The organism is Pseudomonas sp. NPDC089752 (assembly GCF_044748725.1).
Taxonomy (GTDB): Bacteria; Pseudomonadota; Gammaproteobacteria; order Pseudomonadales; family Pseudomonadaceae; genus Aquipseudomonas.
Genome location: NZ_JBIVGP010000007.1, coordinates 1 through 24,816, shown reverse-complemented (window position 1 = coordinate 24,816; position 24,816 = coordinate 1). Strand labels below are relative to the sequence as shown.

29 protein-coding genes are annotated in these 24,816 nt (G+C 63.1%); 16 read left to right on the top strand and 13 right to left on the bottom strand.

The genetic code is table 11. From position 1 onward, the window contains the following. The first annotated feature begins 1 nt into the window (after position 1). The 5 genes from ACIPZF_RS13255 to ACIPZF_RS13235 all read left to right on the top strand — a co-directional run bounded on the left by ACIPZF_RS13255 (position 2) and on the right by ACIPZF_RS13235 (position 4,887). Positions 2–547 carry a sigma-70 family RNA polymerase sigma factor gene (locus ACIPZF_RS13255; protein WP_400799796.1) on the top strand — a complete coding sequence of 182 codons (546 nt, stop codon included), beginning with the start codon at positions 2–4 and terminating at the stop codon, positions 545–547. Beyond that, on the top strand, positions 544–1,473 hold the full coding sequence (locus ACIPZF_RS13250; protein WP_400799794.1) for a FecR domain-containing protein: 930 nt from the start codon (positions 544–546) through the stop codon (positions 1,471–1,473). The genes ACIPZF_RS13255 and ACIPZF_RS13250 overlap by 4 nt, the downstream gene beginning before the upstream one ends. 81 nt (positions 1,474–1,554) lie before the next feature. After that, positions 1,555–3,882, top strand: a complete 2,328-nt coding sequence (fecA, locus tag ACIPZF_RS13245; RefSeq protein WP_400799791.1) for a TonB-dependent Fe(3+) dicitrate receptor FecA — start codon at positions 1,555–1,557, stop codon at positions 3,880–3,882. Positions 3,883–4,111: 229 nt separating this feature from the next. Beyond that, the gene (locus tag ACIPZF_RS13240; protein WP_016395445.1) at positions 4,112–4,459 is read left to right on the top strand and encodes an HPF/RaiA family ribosome-associated protein; all 348 of its coding nucleotides are present in this window, start codon (positions 4,112–4,114) and stop codon (positions 4,457–4,459) included. A gap of 125 nt (positions 4,460–4,584) precedes the next feature. Then, the gene (locus ACIPZF_RS13235) at positions 4,585–4,887 is read left to right on the top strand and encodes a DUF3509 domain-containing protein (RefSeq protein WP_400799788.1); all 303 of its coding nucleotides are present in this window, start codon (positions 4,585–4,587) and stop codon (positions 4,885–4,887) included. A gap of 3 nt (positions 4,888–4,890) precedes the next feature. On the opposite strand, the gene ACIPZF_RS13230 is transcribed toward ACIPZF_RS13235, so the two are convergent. Both ACIPZF_RS13230 and ACIPZF_RS13225 read right to left on the bottom strand, forming a co-directional pair. Continuing rightward, positions 4,891–5,187, bottom strand: coding sequence for a hypothetical protein (locus ACIPZF_RS13230; RefSeq protein WP_400799785.1), 297 nt, complete (start codon positions 5,185–5,187; stop codon positions 4,891–4,893). 113 nt (positions 5,188–5,300) lie between these two features. Next, the gene (locus tag ACIPZF_RS13225; RefSeq protein ID WP_400799782.1) at positions 5,301–5,771 is read right to left on the bottom strand and encodes a phosphate-starvation-inducible protein PsiE; all 471 of its coding nucleotides are present in this window, start codon (positions 5,769–5,771) and stop codon (positions 5,301–5,303) included. Positions 5,772–5,997: 226 nt separating this feature from the next. Here ACIPZF_RS13225 and ACIPZF_RS13220 point away from each other — a divergent pair, with 226 nt between their 5' ends. Further along, positions 5,998–6,261 (top strand): YebG family protein, encoded by a 264-nt coding sequence (locus ACIPZF_RS13220; RefSeq protein WP_028689835.1) that lies wholly within the window; start codon positions 5,998–6,000, stop codon positions 6,259–6,261. 172 nt (positions 6,262–6,433) lie between these two features. Here ACIPZF_RS13220 and ACIPZF_RS13215 read toward each other — a convergent pair whose 3' ends face one another. Then, positions 6,434–7,453, bottom strand: coding sequence for a Leu/Phe/Val dehydrogenase (locus tag ACIPZF_RS13215; protein WP_400799779.1), 1,020 nt, complete (start codon positions 7,451–7,453; stop codon positions 6,434–6,436). A 123-nt stretch (positions 7,454–7,576) separates the two neighbouring features. On the opposite strand from ACIPZF_RS13215, the gene ACIPZF_RS13210 reads away from it, so the two are divergent. Continuing rightward, positions 7,577–8,383: a SirB1 family protein gene (locus ACIPZF_RS13210; RefSeq protein ID WP_400799776.1), complete on the top strand. Its 807-nt coding sequence runs from the start codon at positions 7,577–7,579 to the stop codon at positions 8,381–8,383. Here ACIPZF_RS13210 and maiA read toward each other — a convergent pair. The 3 genes from maiA to hmgA are packed head-to-tail and all read right to left on the bottom strand — an operon-like array spanning position 8,377 to position 11,619. Further along, positions 8,377–9,009 carry a maleylacetoacetate isomerase gene (gene maiA, locus ACIPZF_RS13205; protein WP_400799773.1) on the bottom strand — a complete coding sequence of 211 codons (633 nt, stop codon included), beginning with the start codon at positions 9,007–9,009 and terminating at the stop codon, positions 8,377–8,379. The two genes, ACIPZF_RS13210 and maiA, sit on opposite strands and share 7 nt — an antisense overlap. Positions 9,010–9,021: 12 nt before the next feature. After that, a complete protein-coding gene (gene fahA, locus ACIPZF_RS13200) occupies positions 9,022–10,314 on the bottom strand; it encodes a fumarylacetoacetase (protein ID WP_400799770.1) in 1,293 nt (430 codons plus the stop codon). Between the two features lie 3 nt (positions 10,315–10,317). Further along, complete coding sequence (gene hmgA, locus ACIPZF_RS13195; RefSeq protein ID WP_400799767.1) at positions 10,318–11,619, bottom strand: homogentisate 1,2-dioxygenase; 1,302 nt, start codon at positions 11,617–11,619, stop codon at positions 10,318–10,320. A 114-nt stretch (positions 11,620–11,733) separates the two neighbouring features. Here hmgA and ACIPZF_RS13190 point away from each other — a divergent pair, with 114 nt between their 5' ends. After that, positions 11,734–12,516, top strand: coding sequence for an IclR family transcriptional regulator (locus ACIPZF_RS13190; RefSeq protein WP_400799764.1), 783 nt, complete (start codon positions 11,734–11,736; stop codon positions 12,514–12,516). Positions 12,517–12,746: 230 nt separating this feature from the next. Here ACIPZF_RS13190 and ACIPZF_RS13185 read toward each other — a convergent pair whose 3' ends face one another. The 3 genes from ACIPZF_RS13185 to ACIPZF_RS13175 all read right to left on the bottom strand — a co-directional run bounded on the left by ACIPZF_RS13185 (position 12,747) and on the right by ACIPZF_RS13175 (position 15,334). Then, a complete protein-coding gene (locus ACIPZF_RS13185) occupies positions 12,747–13,661 on the bottom strand; it encodes an SDR family oxidoreductase (RefSeq protein ID WP_400799761.1) in 915 nt (304 codons plus the stop codon). A 114-nt stretch (positions 13,662–13,775) separates the two neighbouring features. Continuing rightward, complete coding sequence (locus ACIPZF_RS13180; RefSeq protein WP_400799758.1) at positions 13,776–14,681, bottom strand: alpha/beta fold hydrolase; 906 nt, start codon at positions 14,679–14,681, stop codon at positions 13,776–13,778. Between the two features lie 197 nt (positions 14,682–14,878). Next, a complete protein-coding gene (locus tag ACIPZF_RS13175; RefSeq protein ID WP_400799755.1) occupies positions 14,879–15,334 on the bottom strand; it encodes a flavodoxin in 456 nt (151 codons plus the stop codon). Between the two features lie 102 nt (positions 15,335–15,436). Here ACIPZF_RS13175 and ACIPZF_RS13170 point away from each other — a divergent pair, with 102 nt between their 5' ends. Next, positions 15,437–15,865, top strand: coding sequence for a PAS domain S-box protein (locus tag ACIPZF_RS13170; RefSeq protein ID WP_400799753.1), 429 nt, complete (start codon positions 15,437–15,439; stop codon positions 15,863–15,865). A 59-nt stretch (positions 15,866–15,924) separates the two neighbouring features. Beyond that, positions 15,925–16,542: a hypothetical protein gene (locus tag ACIPZF_RS13165; RefSeq protein WP_400799750.1), complete on the top strand. Its 618-nt coding sequence runs from the start codon at positions 15,925–15,927 to the stop codon at positions 16,540–16,542. Here the strand turns inward: ACIPZF_RS13165 and ACIPZF_RS13160 are convergent. Then, positions 16,527–17,450 (bottom strand): MerR family transcriptional regulator, encoded by a 924-nt coding sequence (locus ACIPZF_RS13160; protein ID WP_400799747.1) that lies wholly within the window; start codon positions 17,448–17,450, stop codon positions 16,527–16,529. The two genes, ACIPZF_RS13165 and ACIPZF_RS13160, sit on opposite strands and share 16 nt — an antisense overlap. Before the next feature lie 251 nt (positions 17,451–17,701). On the opposite strand from ACIPZF_RS13160, the gene folM reads away from it, so the two are divergent. The 3 genes from folM to ACIPZF_RS13145 are packed head-to-tail and all read left to right on the top strand — an operon-like array spanning position 17,702 to position 19,034. Then, complete coding sequence (folM, locus tag ACIPZF_RS13155; protein WP_400799745.1) at positions 17,702–18,394, top strand: dihydromonapterin reductase; 693 nt, start codon at positions 17,702–17,704, stop codon at positions 18,392–18,394. Positions 18,395–18,403: 9 nt separating this feature from the next. Further along, positions 18,404–18,700 (top strand): DUF1244 domain-containing protein, encoded by a 297-nt coding sequence (locus tag ACIPZF_RS13150; protein WP_400799743.1) that lies wholly within the window; start codon positions 18,404–18,406, stop codon positions 18,698–18,700. Then, a complete protein-coding gene (locus tag ACIPZF_RS13145) occupies positions 18,693–19,034 on the top strand; it encodes a HopJ type III effector protein (RefSeq protein WP_400799740.1) in 342 nt (113 codons plus the stop codon). Before ACIPZF_RS13150 ends, ACIPZF_RS13145 begins: the two co-directional genes overlap by 8 nt. A 24-nt stretch (positions 19,035–19,058) precedes the next feature. On the opposite strand, the gene ACIPZF_RS13140 is transcribed toward ACIPZF_RS13145, so the two are convergent. From ACIPZF_RS13140 to ACIPZF_RS13130, 3 genes are all read right to left on the bottom strand, one after another. Further along, positions 19,059–19,967 carry an alpha/beta fold hydrolase gene (locus tag ACIPZF_RS13140; RefSeq protein ID WP_400799738.1) on the bottom strand — a complete coding sequence of 303 codons (909 nt, stop codon included), beginning with the start codon at positions 19,965–19,967 and terminating at the stop codon, positions 19,059–19,061. Between the two features lie 77 nt (positions 19,968–20,044). Continuing rightward, positions 20,045–21,244: an enoyl-ACP reductase FabV gene (gene fabV, locus ACIPZF_RS13135; protein ID WP_400799735.1), complete on the bottom strand. Its 1,200-nt coding sequence runs from the start codon at positions 21,242–21,244 to the stop codon at positions 20,045–20,047. Positions 21,245–21,341: 97 nt separating this feature from the next. Continuing rightward, positions 21,342–22,226: a LysR substrate-binding domain-containing protein gene (locus tag ACIPZF_RS13130; protein WP_400799732.1), complete on the bottom strand. Its 885-nt coding sequence runs from the start codon at positions 22,224–22,226 to the stop codon at positions 21,342–21,344. A gap of 135 nt (positions 22,227–22,361) precedes the next feature. On the opposite strand from ACIPZF_RS13130, the gene ACIPZF_RS13125 reads away from it, so the two are divergent. Genes ACIPZF_RS13125 through ACIPZF_RS13115 form a run of 3 tightly spaced genes read left to right on the top strand, consistent with a single transcriptional unit; the run spans position 22,362 to position 24,617 of the window. Further along, the gene (locus ACIPZF_RS13125; RefSeq protein ID WP_400799729.1) at positions 22,362–23,402 is read left to right on the top strand and encodes an agmatine/peptidylarginine deiminase; all 1,041 of its coding nucleotides are present in this window, start codon (positions 22,362–22,364) and stop codon (positions 23,400–23,402) included. A gap of 34 nt (positions 23,403–23,436) precedes the next feature. Continuing rightward, positions 23,437–24,522 (top strand): extracellular solute-binding protein, encoded by a 1,086-nt coding sequence (locus ACIPZF_RS13120; protein WP_400799727.1) that lies wholly within the window; start codon positions 23,437–23,439, stop codon positions 24,520–24,522. Further along, a complete protein-coding gene (locus tag ACIPZF_RS13115; RefSeq protein ID WP_400799725.1) occupies positions 24,492–24,617 on the top strand; it encodes an agmatine deiminase family protein in 126 nt (41 codons plus the stop codon). Before ACIPZF_RS13120 ends, ACIPZF_RS13115 begins: the two co-directional genes overlap by 31 nt. Positions 24,618–24,816 lie beyond the last annotated feature (199 nt).

Below are 24,816 nucleotides of genomic sequence, written 5' to 3'. Positions count from 1 at the left end.
AATGCGAACAATTCTTACTACCAGTTGCGCGATTTGGCGCCGGAGTATCACGGTGCACAGCGCCCTTTCATCTACGGTCGAAGGCCTTTACCACGCCCATCACAGCTGGCTGACCGGTTGGTTGCGCCGTCGCCTGGGCTGCCCGCAGAGTGCCGCCGACCTGGCCCAGGACACCTACGTGCGCCTGCTCCAGGCACGCGAAACTCCGCAATTGATCGAGCCACGCGCATTCCTCACCACCGTGGCCAAGCGCGTGCTGTGCAACCATTTCCGTCGCCAGGAACTGGAGCGCGCCTACCTGGACGCGCTGGCGCAAGTCCCTGAAAGCGTGGCACCAAGCGAAGAACAGAAGGCAATCATCTTCGAAACCCTGCTGGAGCTCGACCGCCTGCTCGACGGCCTGCCGCCGCTGGTCAAACGCGCATTCCTGCTGGCGCAGGTCGATGGCCTGGGCCAGGCAGAAATCGCTCGCGAGCTGGGGATATCGCTGGCCACGGTCAAGCGTTACCTGAACAAGGCGGCCTTGCGCTGCTATTTCGCCCTGTGAATACGTCGTTTTCTTCCCAGGTGGCCGAGCAGGCCGTGCACTGGTTGATCGAGTCCCAGGGCGACGACTTCGACGACACCCAGCAACAGGCGCTGCAACACTGGCTGCTGGCTGATCATGAGCACCAGCGGGCCTGGGCCCATATCCAGCAGGTCAACCAGCGCCTGCGCGGCGCCACCTCGCCGGTGGTACATGCGACGCTCCAGGCACCACCCTCCCCCGCCCGTCGTCGGGCGCTCAAGGCCTTGCTGCTGGTGGGTGTGGCCAGCGCCGCTGGTATGGGCCTGAATTCGCACAACCCCTTGCCCGGATTGATGGCCGACTACCGCAGCCAGGTTGGCCAGCGCCGGCGCATGCAGCTGGACGACGGCAGCCTGCTGCAACTCAATACCCGCAGCGCCGCCGATGTGCGCTTCGATGGCCAGCAACGCGTGGTACGGCTGCTCGAAGGCGAGCTGGCGCTGGACGTGGCCCGCGACACGCGCCCCCTGCTGCTGCGCACCGCTGAAGGGGCTCTGCGACTGGACAGCGGCCGCTTCAACGTGCGCGAGTTCGAGGGTTTCAGCCTGGTCTCGGTGTTCAGTGGCCAGGCCAGTTTCGCCGGCCAGGCGCTGCTGGCTGGGCAGCGAGCGCGCTTTACCGGGCATGGCTGGCAGGCCATCGCCCCGCTGGACCGCAACAGCGGCGCCTGGGTCGACGGCATGCTGGTGGCATCGCAGATGCGCCTGACCGACTTTCTCGCCGAGCTTGGGCGTTATCGCCAGGGGCAGCTGGGCTGCAGCGAACGGGTGGCTGACCTGCGGGTGTCCGGCTCGTACCCGCTGGATGACAGCGAGCGGATTCTGCAGATGCTGGAGGTGGCCCTGCCGGTGCGCGTGCGGCGCTTCACCCGCTACTGGGTCACGCTCGAAGCGCGGGTCAGTTGAAAATAGTTTCAATCACCTGAGCCATTTCCTGAACCTCGCGTGACAGAGAAGGCAGAACCCCTTTTTACAGGACCCTTCTCGATGCCCCTGCGCCCCACTCCGCTCGTCCACGCCCTGCTGCTCGCCACCAGCCTCGGCCTTGCCACGCCGGCCCTGCACGCCGCCGAGGCACGCACCTACCACATCGCCGCCGGCTCGCTGGAAGACGCCCTGAACCAGTTTGGGCGCGAAAGCGGCGCGCTGATTTCCTTCGGCTCGCAATTGACCCAAGGCATGAGCAGCCAAGGCCTGGACGGCCAGTACGATGTGGCCCAGGGCCTAGACGCCCTGTTGCACGGCAGCGGCCTGCAGGCAAAGCAGGAGGCCGACAATGCCTTCAGCCTGCAACCGGTCGATGCCGCCAAACCTGGGGCTGCCGTAGAGCTTGGCGCGTCGACCGTGGTTGGCGATTGGCTGGGCGAAGCGCAGCAGGACAACGTTTTCGAGCACGCCGGGGCCCGCGATGTCGTACGTCGTGATGAGTTCGAACGCAACGGCGCCACCACCGCCCGCGAAGTGCTCAACCGCATGCCAGGCGTCAACGCCCCGGACAACAACGGCACCGGCAGTCATGACCTGGCACTGAACTTCGGCATTCGCGGCCTCAACCCGCGCCTGGCGTCGCGCTCGACGGTGCTGATGGACGGTATCCCAGTGCCCTTCGCCCCGTATGGCCAACCGCAACTGTCGCTGGCGCCGATCAGCATGGGCAACATGGATGCGGTGGACGTAGTGCGCGGCGGCGGCGCCGTGCGCTATGGCCCGCAGAACGTCGGCGGCATCGTCAACTTCGTGACCCGCGCCATCCCCGAGCAGGCGACCTTCAAGGCCGCCATGCAGAACCAGATCAGCCCGTCGTCCAGCCATGACGGGTTCAAGAACAGCGCCAATCTGCTGGTTGGCGGCACCAACGACAACGGCCTCGGCGGCGCCCTGCTGTACTCCGGCGTGCGCGGCGGCGACTGGCGTGAGCACAGCGATACGCAGATCGATGACCTGATCCTCAAGGGCAAGCTGCAACCGGATGAGGCCAACAGCCTGCACGCCATGGCCCAGTACTACGAGGGCGAGGCCGATATGCCAGGCGGCTTGAGCACGGCCGACTTCGACGCCGACCCTTATCAGTCGACGCGTCTGAAAGACAAGTTCTGGGGCCGCCGCACGCTGGTCAACTTTGGCTACGACTACAAACAGGACGACCGTCAGTTCAGCGTCAACAGCTTCTTCACCAAGACCCTGCGCAGCGGTTACCTGGACCAGGGCAGCTTCGTTTCGCTGTCGCCTCGCGAATATTGGGTGCGCGGTATCGAAACGCGCTTCTCGCAAGGCCTCGCACTTGGCAAGAGCTGGCACGAGCTGGGCATCGGCTACCGCTACATCAACGAGGCCGGCCACGAGTTGCGCTTCCGTGAGCCGGTCAATGGCAACCTTCCGACCACCGCCAGCCGCAACGACCGCGATACCCGTGGCAGCACCGAAGCCCATGCCATCTACCTGGATGACCGCATCGACATCGGCCGCTGGACCATCACCCCGGGCGTGCGCTACGAGATGATCGATTCCGCGCAGAACAACAATCTCAGCGGCCAGCGCTACCAGGGCAGCTACAACACCGCCCTGCCCGCACTGAACGTGATGTATCACCTGACCGACAGCTGGAACCTCTACGCCAACACCGAAGGTTCGTTCGGCAGCGTGCAGTACAGCCAGATGCCCAACCGCGTGACCAGCGGCGAAGTGAAGCCGGAAAAAGCCCGCACCTGGGAGGTCGGCACCCGTTACGACAACGGCGACCTGCAGGCCGAGATCGGCGCGTTCCTGATCAACTTCGACAATCAGTACGAGAGCAACCAGACCAACGACTCGGTGATCGCCCGCGGCGAGACCCGCCACCAGGGCATCGAGACCAGCGTGCGCTATGCGCTCGATGGGTTGAGCCCGGCGCTGGCAGGCGTTGATGTGCATGCCAGTTACGCCTTCGTTGACGCGACCATCCGCGAAGATGGGCCGAACGAAGGCAATCAGGTGCCGTTCTCGTCGCGCCACAAGGGCAACCTGGGCGTGGGTTATACCGACGGGCCATGGCAGTTGAACCTGGATGCCAGCTTCCAGAGCAGCCAGTATGCGGACAACGCCAACACCAGCGCCGAAAGCGCCGACGGCAGCACCGGGCGCATCCCTGGGTACATGCTGGTCAGCAGCCGTGCCGGGTACGACTTCGGGCCGCAGCTGTCGAACCTGAAGGTCGCGGTGGGGGTGAAGAACCTGTGCAACCGCGAGTACTACACGCGCTCGTTCGATGACAACAACAAGGGCAAGTATGTGGGTGAGCCACGGACCTTGTACGTGCAGACGTCGGTTGAGTTTTAAGTCTTGGTGGTCCGGGTTGAGTGATGGGGTGTTGCGCAAATCGAGCGCCGCGCGGGCGGCGCTCGATCTCGACAACACCATCACTCTCCAGGCGTACACAAATATTTTCAAAGAGGGGTTGAAATTGTCGCGCGGTTGCCTGACCTTAGAGTCAAGAGGCGCAGAAATATCAAGGCCCTCAAGGGCCTAGGCACGCCTCCATGCGAGCAAGCTGAATAAGGATTGAATCATGCAAATCCAGGTCAACAGCAGCAACCATATCGAAGGCAACATCCGTCTCAACGAGTGGGTCCGCAGTACGCTGGAAGCCACACTCGAACGTTACGAGGAAGACCTCACCCGCATCGAGGTGCACCTGCGCGACGAGAACGGCGCCAAGCCCGGGCCGCATGACAAACGCTGCCAGATGGAGGCTCGCCCGAAAGGCCATCAACCGATTTCCGTGACCCATACCGCCACCTCGCTGGACCAGGCGGTCGACGGGGCCGCCAGCAAGCTGAACAATGCGCTGGAACACTTCTACGGCAAACTCCGCAGCAAGCGCGGCGTGCTGGAGCTGAGCGATCCCGACGCCTGATTCGCCTGTGAACGACAACGCCCGGCCAAGTGCCGGGCGTTTTCGTTTGCACCGATCAATGGCCTTGAACCAACCTGAGCGTTGTCCGGTCAACTTCTGCAGCCATTCTTTGCAGACTACCGACCATGAACAACCCATTCGAGCAGATCAGCGCCGCCTTCGCCCCCGAGTACCGAGTCAACCTGAGCATCGAGCGTCTGGACGGCAGCATCATGCTGACCCTGTCCGACGATGCGGGCGTGGTCGCCAAGCGCCTGATCAGCCAGGCCCAGCGCAACGACCCGGTGCGCCTGCAGCGGGTCATCGACAGCATTCGCCTGGGCCTGGCCATCGAGCTGGGGCAGAACCCACTGCAGGTGCTGGCCGCGCTGACCTGCAAAACAGCCGGTGATGCCAGGCCATTGGCGACGGTAGGCGTGGCTAACTGATCTTCAGCCCAGCGACGCCAACATCCGGCCGATTTCCCGCTCAAGATCCGACAAGCGCACATGGGCTACGCGATGCGCGGCGTCGAAGGTGCCCGGTGCGTAGAACAGCCCGAACAGGCCTTGGTCGTAGGTCGGTTCCTGCTTCTGTTTCAACCAGTGCAGAGACTCTTCTACCAGGGTGCGGCTACGCACTACGCTGAGATCGATGACATCGGTGACCTCAGTGACATGCATCTTATCGGGGTCAAGGTTCAGTGCCTTCTTGAGGTGGGCATGCACATTTTCGGCGTTAACGCTCATTGTTGTTCTCCTGAGGCGCCCGTTGATCGCGACCCTATGCCACGACGTTCGTTGAGCGCCAGCCAAGATTCAACATCTCGTCAGGCAGGCATTGGCACTAGATGGATAGCACCTTACTTGCCGTCTTCCACTTCCTTGCCATTGGCATCCAGCACCTTGGTCGAGGGGTAACGGTACGAGGCGTAGCGCACCACCAGGATCGAAAACGCCAGCAGCAGGATGCCACCGCACAGATACAACAACCCTTCATCCGGCGCCTTGTGGTGCGAGACATCGCCGATCAGCAGGCGGGTCAGCGCAGTGATCGCCACGTACAGCAGGAAGCGGATCGGCATGTGGTTGGTCTTGAAGTAGATCCCGACCATCGCCCCGAGCTCGAGGTAGATGAACAGCAACAGGATGTCATCGACACTGATTCCGCCCTTGCCGAGCATGTCCAGGAACGTCATCACTGCCGCGTAGGCGGTGATCGCGCCAATGCCGAACAGGGCGAGGTAGTGGAACGCCTCGACACACAGATTGCCCAGCGAGTCGGCCGAGCCGTGCAGGCCTTTGCGCAATTTTTCCGCCCATTTGATGTTCACGATTCCAGCTCCCCGATACGACGTGAAGGATGATGCGCCACCGCTGTGACGTTTGTGCCATGCAGTTAAAGGGCCCATGCCCCTGTCTTGGAAGGCGACCGATTGCCGCAAGGCACCTGTGAGCCAGGCTTTTTTGCGGCAAGGCTTGCACCTGAGGAGCGATGCCATTACTGTATGCGCATACAGTGATCTATCAACCAACCGCAAAAAGGCACAGAGGTGATGAATGGCCGTCGAAGTGGTGTACCGCAGCAGCCGCGACCCGGAGCGCTTGTTCATGGATAAGGCCGAAGCAGATCGTCACGACAAGATGCTCGAACTGGCCGAGCGCCTGGCCGAGGTGTTGCAAAAGGCGGTGCCTTCGCTGAGCGAGCAACAGGTCGAGGAAGCCGGTATCTACATGGCCAAGAACCGTGACGTGTTCGCACGGGCGTTCAAGAGCCAACCGGATGCGTTGGCTGAGTTGCTCGAAGGTGGCGCTGCAGAGTAAGGGCGCGCTTAAGCCGCCTACCCTGTGGGAGCGGCTTTAGCCGCGAAGCGAGCGAAGCGGTGGATGGCACCGGCTTCGCCGGTGTTCGCGGCTAAAGCCGCTCCTACTGGGATCGTCGCGTCAGCTTGGGGATTGTGGGAAAAGCATACCGACGGTCAAGTCGATCAGTTGTTCATCCGTACAGCAACCGCTCCGCCAGCATTTGCGCCACCCTCGCCGGCGAGCGTTTCTCGGCCTGGGCGTGGGCATACACTTCGGTCAGCCGTTCGGGTATCCGCGCCAGTTGCCCAGTGATGGTGCTCAACTCTTCACCACGGTGCTTCATCGCCACGTAGATCAACCCACCGGCGTTGATCACGTAATCCGGCGCATAAAGAATCCCGCGGGACTCCAGCTGGTCAGCCACCTGCAAGGTGGTCAGCTGGTTGTTGGCCGCGCCGGCTACCGCAGCGCAGCGCAATTGCATCACCGTCTGGCCATTGAGCACCGGCCCCACGCCGCACGGCGCAAAGATATCGCAGGGGGTGCTGATCAACGCATCGTTCGTCACCGGGTGAGCATTGAACTGCTCGACCGCCAGCCGTACCCGCCCAGGGTCCAGGTCACTGACCAGCAACTCGGCACCTGCCGCATAAAGTTGCTCGGCCAAGGCATAGCCGACGTTGCCCAGGCCTTGTACCGCCACGCGCAAGCCTTTGAGATCACTGTTGCCCAATCGCGCCAGGCACGTCGCGCGAATGCCGGCGAACACCCCCATGGCCGCGTGCGGTGAGGGGTCACCCGATGCCGTGGTGCTGGTCACATGCGGCGTGCTCTGGGCAATGCAATCCATGTCCAAGGTCGACGTGCCGCTGTCTACGGCGATGATGAAACGCCCTTGCAGGGTATCGATAAAACGGCCGAACGCCTCGAACAGCGCCGCGCGATTTTCCACATGCGGGTTGCGCATGATCACCGCCTTGCCACCGCCCAATGACAACCCGGCCAGTGCCGCCTTGTAGCTCATGCCCTGGGCCAGCCGAATGGCGTCGGCCATGGCACTTTCGTCATCGGCATAGGGCAGGTAGCGGCATCCTCCCAACGCCGGCCCGCGGATCTCGCTATGAATCGCCACCACGGCCTTGAGGCCGGTTTTCGGATCGGTGAACAGGTGCAGCGACTGGGTGCGGGTGCTTTGCATCAGCGCGAACATCGGCGGGCTCCCCTACGAGGTGCTTTTTCTAGTATAGGCATCGGCTTACACAGCACCGGGCAACCGGACCACTGGACGAATCACGGCACCACAGCTATTACTCAAGCATGTGGAGATACCCCGATGAACCCACGCCAAGCCTGCCTGGCCTGCCTGGAACGCGAGCCGGTCGCCCTGCTGGAAGCCGCCCTGTGGATTGCCGTCGAGCACGATTGCAAGATCGAGCCCGCAGCCAGCCTTGCCACCGTGCAGCACCTGTACGCCGAGATCAGCGCCACCTTGCCGCTACTACCTGTGGGCGAATTGGCCCAGCCACTGCTGCGCCAATTGAACACGCTGGGTTTCCAGCAGGATGAATACCACCCCTTGCGCCCGCAAGCGGCGCTGATGGACAAAGTGCTGCAACGCCGTCGCGGCCAGCCGCTGGCGCTGGCGATCATTACCCTGGAACTGGCCCGGCGCCTGTCCATTCCACTGGAAGGAGTGGCGTTTCCTGGCCATTTCTTGCTGCGGGTACCCGGTGCCGATCACCTGCTCGACCCGTGCGGCGGCCGGCGCTTGTACCCCAATGATTGCCGCGAGCTGCTCGCTCGTCAGTTTGGCCCCCATGTGCCGCTCACCGCCGAGCACCTGCGCACGGCCACGCCAACGCAGATGCTGCAGCGCCTGTCGCGCAACCTGCGCCAGTTGCACATCAGCAACGACAATCACCTGGCTGCGCTGATCGACGCCGAGCGGGTGATGCAACTGGGCCCGGTGCAGGTCAGCGACTACACGACCCGCGCATCGCTCTATCAGCACCTGGGTTGCCCACAGGCCGAACGCTTCGACCTGGAGCACGCCTTGCTGCTGACCGACGACCCGGTGCAGCGCCTGAAGTTGTCCGAACGGATTGGCAAGCTGCCGCTGGCCAACCGTTCCATTCACTGAGCTGGAGTATCCGGCTGACAGGCGGGGTGCGCCTTGGCGAATGCCGGGTGCTCGGTGGCCAACTGCGCCACGCGTTGGATACGCGGATAAGGGCCAAGGTCGATGTTGAAGCGTTCGGCCGCATACAGTTGTGGGATCAGGTAGACATCCGCCAACCCGGGCGCCTCGCCGAAGCAATAGCCTTCATCACCGATCAACTGCTCGACGGCTGCCAGCCCTTGGCCGATCCAGTGGCCAATCCACTGGTTGACCTGTGCCTCGTCATGGCCCAACTGGCGCAGCTGGTTGAGCACACTGACGTTATGCAACGGATGGATATCGCAACCGATGAGCGCCGCCACGCCACGCACCGTGGCTCTTGCCGCCGCGTTGGCCGGCAACAACGCGGGTTGTGGATAGACCTCTTCCAGGTATTCGATGATCGCCGGGGACTGCACCAGCACCGCGCCCTCATCAGTGCGCAGCGCTGGCACCCGTCCTTGTGGGTTGACCTCGACATAGCCATCGGCGCGCTGCTCGCCCTTGAGCAGGTTCACGGGCAAGGCCTGGTAGTCCAGGTCCTTGAGTGCCAGGGCGATACGCACGCGGTACGAAGACGTGGAACGGTAATAGGTGTACAGCTGCATGGCCCGGCTCCCTCAGTTAGCGGCGATGACCTTGCCGCGGCACTCACCGAAACCGATGCTCGCCACGCCATCACGCTGGCAACGGGCACGCAGGATGATCTCGTCGCCATCTTCGAGGAACTTGCGCACCTCGCCACTGGCCAATTCCACCGGCTGCTTGCCGCCCTCGGTGATCTCCAACAGGCTGCCATACGAATCCGGCGTGGCGCCGGACAACGTGCCCGAACCGAACAGGTCGCCTGGCTGCAACTGGCAACCGTTGACGCTGTGGTGGGTGATCAACTGTGCCACGGTCCAGTACATGTTCAAGGTGTTGCTCAGCGCCAGGCGGTGGGCAGGCAAGCCCTGCTCGCGCATGCGCTCGGTGAGCAGCAGCACTTCCAGTTCGATGTCGAAGGCGCCATTGGCCTGGTCGCGCGCGTCGGACAGATACGCCAGCGGTTGCGGATCACCTTCGGGGCGCGGCGGCTGGGCGCAGCGGAACGGCTCCAGCGCTTCGGCAGTGACCACCCAGGGCGACAGCGTGGTGATGAAACTTTTCGACAAGAAGGGCCCCAGCGGCTGGTATTCCCAGGCCTGGATATCGCGCGCCGACCAGTCGTTCAGCAGGCACAGGCCCGCCAGGTGCTGGTCGGCTTCGGCGATCGGAATCGCCTGGCCCATGTCATTGCCCTGGGCGATCCAGATGCCCAGTTCCAGTTCGTAGTCCAGGCGCGAGCAGGGGCCGAAGCTCGGTTCAGTATGGCCGGCCGGCAGGGTCTGGCCTTTGGGACGGCGCACAGCGGTACCCGATGGGCGCAAGGTCGAGGCGCGGCCGTGGTAGCCGATCGGCACGTACTTGTAGTTGGGCAGCAGCGGGTTGTCGGGGCGGAACAACTTGCCGACGTTGGTGGCGTGCTGAATGCCCACGTAGAAATCGGTGTAGTCACCGACCTTGGCCGGCAGGTGCAACTGGCAATCGCTGGCCGGGTACAGTGCGGCGTTGAGCGCGGCTTGGTGCTCGCTTTGTTCGCCGAGCAGCGCCTGCAACCGTTCACGCAAGGCAACACGGGCATTGCGGCCGAGGGCGAAGAACGCATTCAGCGCGCCGCCACGGGTGGCCTCCACGGCGGCCTTGGCCTGGCCTTCGAACAATCCGGCAGCCAGCACCGCCTCCAGATCGAGAATCGCATCACCAATGGCGACGCCGCAGCGCAGCGCTTCACCCGGGCGGCTGAAGATGCCCAGCGGCAGGTTCTGCAGCGGGAAGTCGCGGTGCCCGTTGGCAGTCTCGACCCAACTACGGGCAATGGCGGACAGGGTCATGGGTTACCTCCGGTTCGGGTTGAAGGTGCTCGGCAAGGTCGCCCAGCAACTATCGTAGTCGGCCTGCAATTGCGGGCACTCAAGAGCCTGCTGGCTCGGGCGCAGCACCTGGCTGGTCTCGAACATGAAGGCCATGGTGTTGTCGATCTTGTGCGGCGCCAGGTCGGCGGCAATGGCTTTGTCGCAGGTTTCGGCATCGGGCCCATGGGCGCTCATCACCCCGTGCAGCGAGGCGCCGCCGGGCAGGAAGCCTTCGGCCTTGGCATCGTAGGCACCGCTGATCAGGCCCATGAACTCATTCATCAGGTTGCGGTGGAACCACGGTGGCCGGAAGGTGTTCTCGGCTACCATCCAGCGTGGCGGGAAGATCACGAAGTCCATGTTGGCCAGGCCATGCACACTGGTCGGCGAGGTCAGCACGGTGAAGATGGACGGATCGGGGTGATCGAAGCTGACCGTGCCAATGGTGTTGAAGCGGCGCAGATCATACTTGTAAGGCACGTTGCTGCCGTGCCAGGCGACCACGTCCAGTGGCGAATGCTGCAGCTCGCAGGCCCAGTGTTCGCCGAGGAATTTCTGCACCAGTTGAACCGGGCCAGCGGATTCTTCGTAGTGCGCCACTGGCGTCAGGAAGTCGCGCGGGTTGGCCAGACCGTTACTGCCGATCGGGCCTAGGTCTGGTAAGCGCAGCGGTGCGCCATGGTTTTCGGCGATGTAGCCACGGGCCTGGCCATCGAGCAGTTCGACGCGGAACTTCATGCCACGCGGGATCAGCGCAATTTCCAGCGGTTCAACTTCCATCACCCCCAGCTCGGTGGCAATACGCAGCCGGCCCTGTTCCGGGACCAGCAGCAACTCACCGTCTGCGTTGAAAAACACCCGTTCCATCGAGCGGTTGGCGCAGTAGATGTAGATGCTGACCCCCGCCGGTTTTTCCGCCGCCGAGTTGGCCACCATCGGCCGCCATCCTTCGATGAAATCGGTCGGTTCGGGCGGGAATGCTTGAGGGCTCCAACGCAGGCGATTGGGGTTAGCCGCTCCTAGCGGTCCGCTCAAGGGTTGGCGCGCCAGACGCTCGAAGCGCGGGTGCAGCGCCGAGGGGCGGATGCGATACAACCAGGTACGGCGCAGTTCGCTGCGCGCCATGGTGAACGCGGTGCCCGACAGCAGCTCGGCATACAACCCATAAGGCGCCTTCTGCGGTGAGTTCTGCCCGACGGGCAGCGCCCCAGGCAATGCTTCACTGGCGAATTCGTTACCGAAACCGCTGAGGTACTGAAGGTCTGGCGACGCGTCGCGGTTCATCGATGCCTCCGGAAATTGTTATTATCGTAATCACATTACGAATAACGTAATTTGCTCAGGGTAAAGCGTCAAGCTATAAAGGCGCGACTCGTAAAACTCGGAAACGTCCTACCCATGGCCAAAGCCAGCTCCCCTAGCGACAACGGCAAACAGAAGGTCCGATCGGCGGAAGTCGGCACCGACATCCTCAAAGCGCTCGCCGAATTGTCGCCCTCTACCTCGCTGTCGCGTCTTGCCGAACATGTGCAGATGCCGGCGAGCAAAGTGCACCGCTACTTGCAGGCGCTGATCGCCAGTGGTTTTGCCGAACAGGATGCGGCCACCAACCACTATGGGCTGGGGCGTGAGGCATTGCGGGTGGGTTTGGCGGCACTGGGCAGCATCGATGTGCTCAAGGTCGCAGCGCTGCCGCTGTCGCAGCTGCGCGATGAGCTGAACGAGAGCTGCTTCATTGCCGTGTGGGGCAATCAAGGTGCTACGGTGGTGAGCATCGAGCCTGCGGTGCGCGCCGTAACGGTGGTGACCCAGATCGGTTCGGTCCTGCCGCTGCTCAGCTCGTCCACTGGGCTGGTGTTCGCTGCCTACCTGCCCGAACGCGAAACCCTTGAGCTGCGTGACAAGGAGCTGGCAGTGCTGCAGCACTGCGCCAGTGATTACGACGAGCTGCTGGCCGGCATTCGCGAGCAGGGACTGCACCATGTGCATGGTTTGCTGATGCCAGGGGTGGATGCGCTCTCTGCACCGGTGTTCAACGCTCTGGGGCAGATCGCCGCGGTGATGACCGTGGTCGGGCCGACGTCGATCTTCCATGCCGATGAACATGGGCCAGCGGCGCAACGCCTGCTGGCAGCGGCGCGGGACACCAGCTGGCGCATGGGCTACTCGCCACAGCCCTGAAACGGCACCGTGGCACTGTTGCCCCAAACGTAAAGGTGAATGTCACAAGCGGCTATTTTTCCCACAGGATCAAGCGCTTATTCTTTACTCACTGGCCGGCCTGAAGGGCAACTACCCCCCCAGCCCTTCAGGCCCGCGAGGTTCACCGGCGTTGATTTTGAAGCTCCTTGATCTAACGTCTCGATTGGCCGCTGCGCTTTGCAGCGGCCTTTTTTATTGCCCGTTGAACATCATCCCAGCGGATACTCCTGCAGGTTCGCCATCATCTGCTGCAACGCTTGCAAGCTGTCTTGCGGGTGCACCGCCTCGGTAAAGTCACCGATCTGCGCCCAGCTTTGCGCCACCTGTTCCGGGGTGAACCCTTCGCGCGGGTCGAAGCCGACACCCAGGCTGCGCTCCCAGCGCACCTTGCCAATCCAGCCACCGCCCACCTCGAACAGCTGGCCGCTGTCCTGGCACTGCTCGCTGCCCAGGTAAACCACCAGCGGGCTGACCAGCTCCGGCTTGAGGCGTTCGAACACTTGCGGTGGAATCAGGCCCTCGGTCATGCGCGTGCCACCCGTTGGCGCAATCGCATTGACCAGCACACCGTGCTTGCGCCCTTCGATGGCCAGGGTGCGGGTCAAGCCATACAACCCCAATTTGGCCATGCCATAGTTGGCCTGGCCGAAGTTGCCGTAGATGCCAGAGGTCGATGCGGTGAAGATCACCCGCCCCCAATTCTGCTCACGCAAGTGCGGCCAGGCTGCACGCGTGACTTTGTAGGCGCCCTCGACATGGACCTGGTAAACCTGCTCCCAGTCGCTGTCTTCCATCTTGAGGAAGGACTTGTCGCGCAGGATGCCGGCATTGTTCACCAGCACATCGACCCGGCCAAAGCTGTCCAGAGCCTGTTCGACGATGCGTGCGCCGTTGCTGACCGAGTCGTGATTGGCCACCGCCGTGCCACCTGCCGCGCGGATTTCGTCCACCACCCGATCGGCCGCCGAAGCGCTCGCGCCTTCACCTTGGGTGGAACCGCCAAGGTCGTTGACCACCACCTTGGCGCCACGCGCGGCGAACAGCAGCGCATGGGCGCGGCCCAGGCCACCACCGGCCCCCGTTACGATCACCACACGGTCTTGCAGACTTACCGGCTCGCTCATGCTCATGGCTCCAGATCAGGTTGAATACGTCGAGTGTCCGCCAGCCCCTGCCGACGGACAATCAAGCTCACTCAGGCTGAATGCCAGGCGATAACGCTGAACGATGTCACCCGTTCAGGACCAGGCCACCTTCTGCGGCAGGTAGCTCAGCGGTTGTTCACGAAAGGCCAGGTAGTGGCGCAACACCTGCACCGGCGCTTCGGTGTGCGGGTAATGGCCAATGCCTTGCAGTTGCACGGTGTCCGGGTTGGGCACCAATTGCCGATAGCGTTCGACCATGTGCGCGCCGGAAAGCGGATCGACCGCACCATTGATGAAGCGCAGCGGCACGTTTTCGCGCTGCAGTGCGCCGACCCAGCGCTCGCGATGCAGCCTGCGCTCGGTCACGAAACCGACCAGCTTGTGCAGGATGCGCGTGCCGCCGTTGGCCGCAATCAGGCTCCAGAAGTCATCCAGCGCACTCTCGCTGGGGTGCGTGCACGGCCCGTAAACCTGGGTGACATTGCGCACCAGATCATCACGCCCGAAAGAACGCGCCACCAGCCAGCCCAAGCGGCTGAGCAGCAGCTTCTGCACCAGCAGTACCCGGCAGCTTTCAGCAATCAAACCGCTGTTGAGGAACACACAGCTGGCAATTTCCGCGCGGCGCTCGTGGTGTCGCGCCAGCAGTTCCTGGGCCACGCTGCCACCGTAATCGTGCGCCAGCAGATGTACGGGCTGGCTGACCTCCAGGTGGGCAAGCAGCGCCTGCTGCAGATCGGCTTGCTCCATCAAACTGTAGGTATGGTTGAGCGGCTTGGCCGAATCGCCGAAGCCCAGCATGTCGCAAGCGATGAGCCGAAAGCGTTGGGCAAGCGGTGCCCAGAGGTAATGCCAATCCCAACTGGCGGTCGGGAATCCATGCAGAAGCAGCAGGGGCTCTCCTTGCCCTGCGGTCCAGTAGCGAATGCTCTGGCCCCGGAATGTGAAACTCTGACTCCGGGTACGCCAGACGCACAATGGTATCTCGGCCAAAGGCATCAGAGTCGTCCCGGTAGTGAGGGGGTGTTGAGGGAATAGGGCAAGGCTGCGGTCATTGCATGTCACCTCGGCACATACATGTGCTCTCTATGTCGAGGCTGAGTCTAGTCAGGCGCAATGCCGGTGAAACTTGCGTTGCCAGCCAGCTTGATGACCGAGCGAGTCAGTGGCACGAACGGTCACTTTGCTGGCCTGCCTCAAGCCTTCAAAGCCTGGGCGAACGCTGCCAACCAGGGCTCGGCATCGGTCTCCGGGGTGACCGTCTCGCTGGCATCGAGCTTGAGCATCGGCTGCACTTCACGCACGCCAAGTTCGGCGAACAACTCACGCAGCTGCTCACCACCGCCGCAGTAGGTATCGCCGTAACTGGAATCGCCCAGGGCGATCACCGCCCCCGGCAGGCCGCGCCAGGCGGCAGGCAATGTGTCACGGATGGAGCTATACAGCGGCATGAGGTTATCCGGCAGTTCGCCCATGCCGGTGGTCGAAGTCACTGCCAGAAACGCTTGCGGGGCAAAACCTTCGAGATCCTGCTGGGTGGCGCGGGCCGCGTGCCAGGCTTCGAAGCCTGCAGCCTTGAGCAGCGATTCGGCGTGGCGGGCAACTTCTTCGGCGGTGCCATACACCGAGCCAGAAATAATGGCGACTTTCATCGGGAAGTGGATTCCGAAACTGAGTGAAAACGTAGGATACTAGCATTCAACGATGGCAAAAGGCCGCACCTACCAAAGTCCCTCTCTGTGAAAGGCCCGGGCATGATCAACGCGCAACTGCTGCAATCCATGGTCGACGCGTCCAACGACGGGATCGTCGTCGCCGAACAGGAAGGTGAAGACACCATCCTGATCTACGTGAACGCGGCGTTCGAACGCCTGACCGGCTTCAGCCGTGATGAAATCCTTTACCAGGACTGCCGCTTCCTGCAGGCCGATGACCGCGACCAGCTTGGCCGCGCACGCATCCGCAAGGCGTTGAGCGAGGGCCGCCCGTGCCGCGAAGTGCTGCGCAACTATCGCAAGGACGGCAGTGCGTTCTGGAACGAGCTGTCGATCACCCCGGTGCGCAGTGATGCCGACCAGCGCACCTACTTCATTGGTATTCAGAAGGACGTCAGCCGCCAGGTCGAGCTGGAACGCGAACTGGCCGAATTGCATGCTCGTCGAAATTCTGACGAGCGCCCCTGAACCAAGCGCCTTTCGCACGGTCAATCCCGTTGAAGAAATCGTCACCACCGAGTTCGATCATGCATGCCGATGCGCTTTTGACCCAGGACGAGCTGGATTTCATCCAGGACATGCAGCATTCCCCGCAACTGAACCTGGCCGACCCCATGTCGAGCCTGCGGGTCAATGGCGACCGTCGCATCCAGTCGTTGCTGACCCGCCTGGTCGCCAATGAGCAGGTCACCCTGCAGGCGCAGTTCAACAACCAGCAGATCAGCTTCCCGCTACAACTGGTGGAAGACGAGTTCCACGCCGTGCACTTGCAGATCGGCTCGCCGGAAATTTACGAGGACGGTCCGATGTTGCGCCCCTGGCGCCTGTCGATGGACCAGCCGAGTGCCCTGCTCGACGCTGATGGCAAGGCCAGTGGCCTGTTCGTGCGTGATATCTCGTTCAAGGGTGCGCTGCTGGAAGTCCGTGGCCTGCCGGAAGCGCCAACGCGTTTCGACTTGCGCTTTGCACCAGCGGACATCCCTCCAATCAGCCTGCACGGCAGGCTGCGCCGACGTATCGGCCCGGATCTTGCGGCCTACGACCTCAGCCGCAGCTCGGACGACGAAGTCGAGCGCTTGCGTGAATACATCCTCCAGGCCCATCGCCACGCCCACCCGGAGCTGCACGCTCAGGTATCGAGCTGACCGGCGAGGTACTGCCGCAGCTGCCGCCGCATCACGGCAGCGTCGGCGCCCAGGCACGCAACCGTGCTGCCCGCCAGGCTCTCCTGGGCTGATTCCGCCGCCTCTCCAGCCAATAGTATTGGGCACTCCAGTGTCAGGGCCTGACGACCCAAACGTTTGCCCAATTCGGCAGTGGGTGCGTGATTGGAGAACAGTATCACCGCATCCGGCCTGAGCCTGGCACAGACCACCGCCAGTTCATCCAGCGGCTGGCCAGGCATCAACAAGGTCACCCCAACCTCATCGCTGCTCAGCACCAGGCCAGTCACCAGCAACTCCAATTCGAAGCACTGCCCTGGCAGCGGCGCCAGCAACACGTTGCAGCTGCGCGCTATGCGTGCGAGCTGCAGGCGTGAAAACACACGGGCGCGCAGGAATTGATCGAGGAACAGCCACTCACTGACTTGGCCGAACGCCCCTTGCGCGCCCAGGTCATGCCAGACAGGCATGAACACCTCGCTGAACACCTGATCCTGGCTAATGGCAGCGAACACCTGATCGAACAGACGATCGAGGCTGGCGGCATCGAAGCGTTGCACGGCTTCACGCAACTGCGCCTGCCAGCGAGCGGCCGAATCGGCCGCCAGCATGCCTTGCACATGGGCTTGGCCACGCGCGAGGATGCTGCCGACCTTGCTCACTGCAACGCCACGCTCGAGCCAACCGAGAATGCGGCGGATATCGTCGATATCCACCTGTGAGTACAACCGGTGGCCGCTCTCGGTACGGGTGGGCTGGATCAACCCGTAACGGCGCTCCCAGGCACGCAGGGTCACTGCATTGACCCCGGTGAGGCGGGACACCTCACCGATCGGAAACAGTTCCTTATGTTCCAGCTCGCTTTGCGAAATACGTCCCTGTTTGTTCATCTGCACTGAGTTACCTGTGCGCGGTAATTGAATGCGCATTCTACTATGAGCTCTTGACCTACGGGTTAGCCACTATTTGCCACTAGATATTTGCCCCCTCCCCTCTCGATCCGCCTACTGGCCAATTGGATGCCCCCCTCGCCGCCAACTGGCACGGCATTGCGTGGCCGTTGCGGCCAGGCCATACAAGAGGGAAACAGTTCCGGTATGCTGGGCGGCAACGACAGGAACGACAAGTTGACCGCCCGCACATGAACAGCCCAATTCTCGTTACCGGAGCCAGCCAGCGCGTCGGGCTGGCCCTGGCCCTTGAACTGGCAGAGGCCGGCCATACCGTGGTCAGTGCCAGCCGCAGCGCCCAACCGCAGTCCGCGCACCCGAACATCGTGCACTTCCAGGCCGACCTGTGCCAGGCGAGCGACCGCCAGGCACTGATCGACCATCTCCAGCAGCACTACGACGGGCTGCGCGCGATCATCCACAACGCCTCGCTGTGGCTCGACGACGGCCTGGACAACCTCGAGACCATGTTCCGCCTGCACGTCGAAGCGCCGTACCACCTGAACCTGGCATTGGGTGACCTGCTGGCCAACGTCGACAAGGCCGACATCATCCACATCTGCGACGAAACCTCATCGCGGGGCAGCAAGAGCCATATCGGCTATGCCGCGACCAAGGCCGCGCTGCAGAACATGGTGTTGTCGTTTGCCGAAAAATACGCGCCCAACGTGCACGTCAACGGTATCCTGCCTGGGCTGCTGATCCTCAAGGAAGGGGGTGACGACGCCTATCGGCAGCAGACCTTGCAAAAGGCCCTGCTGCCATTCGAACCCGGCGCCGCGCCCCTGATCGAGACGGTCAAGTACCTGCTCGCCAGCCAGTACAGCACCGGCAGCCAGGTGGTCATCAACGGTGGCCGCCACCTGAAGAATCGCATGACCTGAGAGAAGCCCATGACGCCCCAACAACAGCTCGAACTCGAAGCCGCCGCCTTCCGGCGCCTGGTCGACCATTTGCAGAAGCGCACCGATGTGCAGAACATCGACCTGATGAACCTCTCCGGTTTCTGCCGCAACTGCCTGTCCAAGTGGTACAAGGCCGCTGCCGACGAGCGCCAGGTCGACATCAGCCTGGATGACGCCCGCGAAGCGGTGTATGGCATGCCCTACGCCGAGTGGAAAGCCCAGTACCAGAAAGAAGCCAGTGCCGACCAGCAGGCGGCATTCGAAAAAGGAAAACCTCGTGACTGATCTGAATACCCTGCGCGCCAGCCTGGCCAGCGGCCAACACGCCTTTGCCGATACCCTGGCATTCATCGCTGGCAACTACAGCTACCAGCCGCAAGCCTTCAACAATGGCGGCGTGGAAAACGCCGCCGGGCAGAACGAAGGCTCGTGCAAGACCCTGGGCCTGGCCCTGCTGGAAGGCTTGAGCGATCAGGAGGCCCTGCTGGCCTTCGGCGAGCACTACCGCGATGTGCTGGCTACGCCGGAAGGTACTGACCATGGCAATATCCGGGCGCTGATCAAGCATGGCCTGGCGGGTGTGAAATTCACCGCGCAGCCGCTTTCGCGCAACGCCTGATTCCCACGGGCCGGGCAGGCACCTTCAGCTGATGACCTGCCCCGGCCCGTCCGCCATCAACCTGCCGTGCTGCAACCATTGCAGCGCAACAGGCCACAAGCTTTCGCGGAACCGATCATGGAAGAACGCGAAGTGGCCAATTTCTTCGACCGAGATATCCACAGGCGCGATCCGCAGATGCCGGCGCTCGGCGCCCTGTACATAAGCTAGCAGTCGCTCAGTGGCCGCCACCGTGCCAAACGGGTCATCGGTCAGGCTGATCGCCAGCGTCGCCGCCTGCAGCTGGGCAAAAGGCACCCTCTCCAGGCTGCGCCCGCTGGGCCTGTGCTCATAGCGCGGGGTACGCGTGGTCCAGTCCTGCACCACGCCTGCCGGGGTGTCTTCCATCCAGCCCAGGCGCTTGCCGGGGAAATAGCCGAACGCACGGGTCAGCAACGGCATCAGCACATGCCATTTGCCAAACAGCCGCCAACGCTGATCGGCCGCGTAATCGCGCCAGTAGGCGAATTGCGCACCCACCATCACTACCCGCCGGACCTGCCCGGCAGACGGCGCCAGCCCTACGGCGCAGCCGCCAAAGCTGTGCCCCACTACATCCACCGGCTGGCCAGGAAACGCCTGTGCGGCGTGTGCCAGCATGGCTTCGAAATCCAGTCGACCCCAGTCACTCCACGAGGCTTGAAAGCCGCGCAAGGACGTTGGTCGGGATTCGCCGATGCCTCGGTAGTCGTAAGTAAGGACGTCGCAGCCTTGGGCGAACAGGTAGTCGGCAAAGCGGGCGTAGTAACGGCAGCGCACGGACGTGGCAGCGTTGATGATCACCAGCGGGCGCTGGCCATTGGCCTGGGCGTGGCGCCAGCAGAAACCACCGAGGCTGTAGCCGTCGGCTGCGGTCTGGCGAAAGGGCGTGGCCGGTTGGATGAGGCTGCTCATGGCGCGCTTCCTGTTGTTGTGCGCCAACGCTAGCAAAAAAATGGGGGCCTGTATCGGCCCCCATCTTCTACATCGAATTACAGCTCGATGCAGTCGAACTTCACATCGGTCGCCACGTCTTCGTCGTAGTTGACGTCAGCGCGCTCGAAGCCGAACAGGTTGAGGAACTGTTTCTTGTAACCGGCGTAGTCGGTCAGCTCGAACAGGTTCTCGGTGGTCACCTGCGGCCACATGGCCTTGCAGGCGTCCTGCACGTCGTCGCGCAGTTCCCAGTCGTCCAGGCGCAGGCGGCCTTTCTCGTCCAGCTCCGCCGGGGCGCCGTCGGCTCGGTACATGCGGTCACGGAACATGCGGTCCAGTTGGTCCTGGGTACCTTCGTGAACACCCTTCTCCTGCATGATCTTGAAGACCATCGACAGGTACAGCGGCATGACCGGAATGGCCGAGCTGGCCTGGGTGACCACCGACTTGAGCACGGCTACGTTGGCGCTGCCGCCGACTTTCTTGGCCAGGCGCTCGGCCGTTTCGTCCAGGTCCTGCTTGGCCTTGCCAAGGGCGCCGTGCCAGTAGATCGGCCAGGTAATTTCGGTGCCGATGTAGCTGAAGGCTACGGTGCGGGCCTGCGGTGCGAGCACGCCAGCGGCGTTCAGGGCATCGATCCACAGTTCCCAGTCCTGGCCGCCCATGACGGTGACGGTGTCGGCGATTTCCTGCTCGGTGGCCGGCTCGATGCTGGCCTCGATGATGGTGTCCTTGTTGGTGTCGATGGCAGTCGACTTGTACGGCTGGCCGATTGGCTTGAGCGCGGAGCGGACCAGTTCACCGGTCTGCGGCAGCTTGCGCACTGGCGAGGCCAGGGAGTAGATCACCAGGTCGACCTGGCCGCCCATTTCGTTCTTGATCAGCTCGATGACCTTGGCGCGGGCTTCGTCGGAGAAGGCGTCACCGTTGATCGACTTGCTGTACAGGCCCTCGGCCTTGGCGAACTTGTCGAAGGCGGCAGCGTTGTACCAGCCGGCGGTACCGGGCTTGGTCTCGGTGCCTGGTTTTTCGAAGAACACACCCAGGGTGTCGGCCTTGAAGCCAAAGGCTGCGGTGATGCGCGCCGCCAGGCCGTAGCCGCTGGATGCGCCGATGACCAGGACCTTCTTCGGGCCATCCTCGCGCACGCCCAGCTTGCGGGTGGCTTCGATCTGGTCACGGACGTTGAGCTCGCAGCCCTTCGGGTGAGTCGTGGTGCAGATGAAACCGCGAACCTTAGGATGAATGATGGCCAATGTCTGTACCTCGTCAGGTTTATGCAGGGAAGCGCCGCCATGGGCGATTCCGTTTGATCAGAGGGTGAGACTACCCCCGCAGGTTATCCGACACATATTACGGGGTGTTTGAAGGGATGCAAAACGGCGCTTGCTCTGCCAGCTGGCCTTGCAGCCACTGCAGAAAGCGCCGCGCCAAGGGATCGTCCTGGCTGTCGCGGTGCACCAGGCAGGCCCATGCTGGGCCACGTACGCACTGCGCCGAGAGCGCCTGCAAGCGCCCCTCCTGCACCGCCCGCTGGGCCAGCAATTGGCTGACCAGGGCGATGCCCAGCCCTTCACTGGCGGCATCCAGCAGCAGACCGGGGTCGGAAAAGTTCAGCCCCTTGCCCTGCTGCCCGACATCTTCGCCACCTTCCAGCTGCCAGTGGCTCCAGTCCATTTCCCGTTCGCCGTGCAAGGTGGTGCGCGTCGCTGAAGACGCCAGCGAAGGGTGGCAAGCCGGGTACAACCGATCCTGATGCAACACGCTGAAACTGCATTCGGCCTGAGCACTCAGGTCGTCACGGATGGCCAGGTCGATGGTCTCGCTGGCCATGTCCGGCACCTCGAAACTGGTGAACAGCCACAGGTCGACCTCCGGGCAGCGCTGATGGAAATCCGCCAGCCGCGGCAGCAGCCAGTGCCGGGCGAAGGCCGGGCTGGTGTTGACCACCAGCTGGTTGGGCTTGCGGTATTGCTCCAGCCGGCGAATGCCCACGGCCAGGTGCTGCAGCAGCGACTGGGTGGTGCTGAGCAGGTCATGCCCGGCGTCGGTCAGGCTCACGCTGCGGCCTGCGCGGTGGAACAACGGCTGTTCCAGGTAGGTTTCCAGGCTGCGAATCTGTTGGCTGATGGCCGACTGGGTGAGATTGAGCGATTCGGCAGCCTTGTGAAAGCTGCCGAGCCGTGCGGCCGCTTCGAAACCCCGCAGCGCGTTGAGGGGTGGCCAGTGTTTGAGCATGATCGATAAGCCCTGCTGATCAGATATGCGCTAAATCTATCGTTTGTCGCGCCCTCTTCATAGCCATAGCATGGACACCAACACCCGCGACGGCGGGCTTCGTTGATAAAAATCCTTAATAGATCGGAGTTCTCTATGCACCTGTCCCTCGACAGCGGCTGGCGCATGCCCGCCGAATGGGCCTGCCACGCGGCTACCTGGATGATCTGGCCACACAATCAAGCCCTGTGGGAAAACGGCTGGAACGTCAACCTCGCCGACGTGCAGCGCGACTATGCCCGCGTCGCCGCCGCCATCGCCCGCTTCGAGCCGGTGAAAATGGTCGTTGATCCCTCTGCAGTAGAGAGCGCTCGCGCCCTGTGTGGTGCCAACATCGAACTGATCGAATTGGCCGTGGACGACAGCTGGTGCCGTGACAGCGGGCCGAGCTTCCTCTGCCATCCACAACATGGCCTCGCCGGGCTGAGCTGGCGTTTCAACGCCTGGGGCGGCAAGTCGCAGCATGGCCATGACCGCAGCCTGGGCCGACGCATGCTCGACCACCTGGGCCTGGACGGTTTCAGCACGTCCTTGTGCAACGAAGGCGGTGCGATCCATGTGGACGGCGAAGGCACGCTGATCACCACCGAGTCGGTACTGCTCAACCCCAACCGCAACCCCGGCATCAGCAAGGCCGATTTCGAAGCATGCTTCGCCCGCTACCTGGGCGTCAGCAAAACCATCTGGCTGCCGGGTGACCCGCAGTACGTCACCGGCGACATGACCGATGGCCACGTCGACGGTGTGTGCGCCTTCGCTCGCCCCGGCGTTTTGCTGGTCGACGCTACCCATGAACACCACTCGGTCTACGCCGACGTCGTACGGGAAAACCGCCGTGCTCTCGAATTGGCTACCGACGCCCAGGGCCGCCACTTCGAGCTGCTCGATCTGTACGAGGCCAGCGCTGCGGTCGATCAGGACGCCGAGGTGTTCTGCGCGTCCTACACCAACTTCTACATCGCCAACGGCGCGATCATCATGCCGGCCTATGGCATCGCCGCCGACGCCGAAGCCGCCGCGCAACTGGCCCACGCCTTCCCCGGCCGGGAGATCGTGCCGGTGCGCATCGACCACATCGCCCACGGCGGTGGTGGCATCCATTGCATCACCCAGCAACAGCCGGAGGTCTGCCGATGAGCCTGCTGCGCGTCGCTACCGCGAGGACCTGACCATGAAGCTGCCTGCGATGGCCGCGCTCGCCCTGGCCCTGTGTACCAGCCAGGCTCACGCCGACCAACCGACATTGCGCCTGTACAACTGGGCCGACTATTTTGCCGAGGACACCCTCAAGCAGTTCACCGCCGAAACCGGCATCCAGGTGATCTATGACGTGATGGACGGCAGCGAGGTGCTCGAAGCCAAGCTGATGTCCGGGCGCAGCGGCTACGACCTGGTGTTCCCCGGCGATACCGTGGCCGAGCGCCTGATGCGCGCCGGCAGCCTGCAGCCGCTCGACCCGAGCCGGCTTGAGGCGCTGGACGACATCGAGCCAGGCCTGCGCAAGCTGCATGCGCAGTACCCCAAGGCCAGCCAGGCGACCGTGCCTTACACCTGGGGCACCATCGGCCTGACGGTCAACGCCGCCAAGGTCCGCGAGCGCATGCCGGATGCGCCGCTGGACGACCTCGACCTGCTGTTCAGACCGGAGCTGGCGGCCAAGTTCGCCGATTGCGGCATCTCGGTGATCGACTCGCCCGACGAAGTGCTGGCCGTGGTCCTCCATTACCTGGGCCGCGAGCCGCGCAGCGCCAAGCGTGAAGACCTGGCCGCAGCAAGCGCGCTGCTCAAGGCCGTGCGGCCGTACATTCGCAAGTTTCAGTCCCAGCCGGTGACCGAGTTGGTCAACGAAAACCTCTGCCTGTCGCTGGGCTACAGCGGCGACGTGATCCAGGCCCAACGCACGGCCACGGCTGCCGGCAAGGCGCTGGACTTCCAGTACCGCGTCCCCCGCCAGGGCACCACGGTGTGGATGGACACCATGGCCATCCCCGCCGACGCCAAACACCCCGAATACGCCTATCGTTTCATCAACTTCGTCATGCGCCCGGCGAACATGGCCGCGATCAGCAATTTCACCGGCTACCCCACCGCCAGTGCCAAGGCGCGTCAGGCGGTCGACCCGCAGATGCGCGACAACCTCGATATCTACCTCGACGAAGCCACCTATGCTCGCCTGATCCCGGGCCGGGACATCCCGCAAGCCGACATGCGCGCACGCATGCGGGTGTGGACGCGCTTCAAGACTGCACAGGACTGACACCGGGGCGCGATATCGTGCAGCTGGATATAGATGCAATTGCCGCAGGCGGTGGTGGTATCCATTGCGTCACCCACCAGTGCCCGGCGATCTAGACCTTCGCTGGGGGCACAGTCCAGGCGAAATGCCTCAGACGGCATGCAATCCCCGTGGGAGCAACTGTCTTCCACAAAACTTAAAAAGCTGCGCGGATTGAGCTGTGGGAGCAACTGTCTTCCACAAAACTTAAAAAGCTGCGCGGATTGAGCTGTGGGAGCGGCTTCAGCCGCGAACACGGGCGTAGCCCGTGCCATA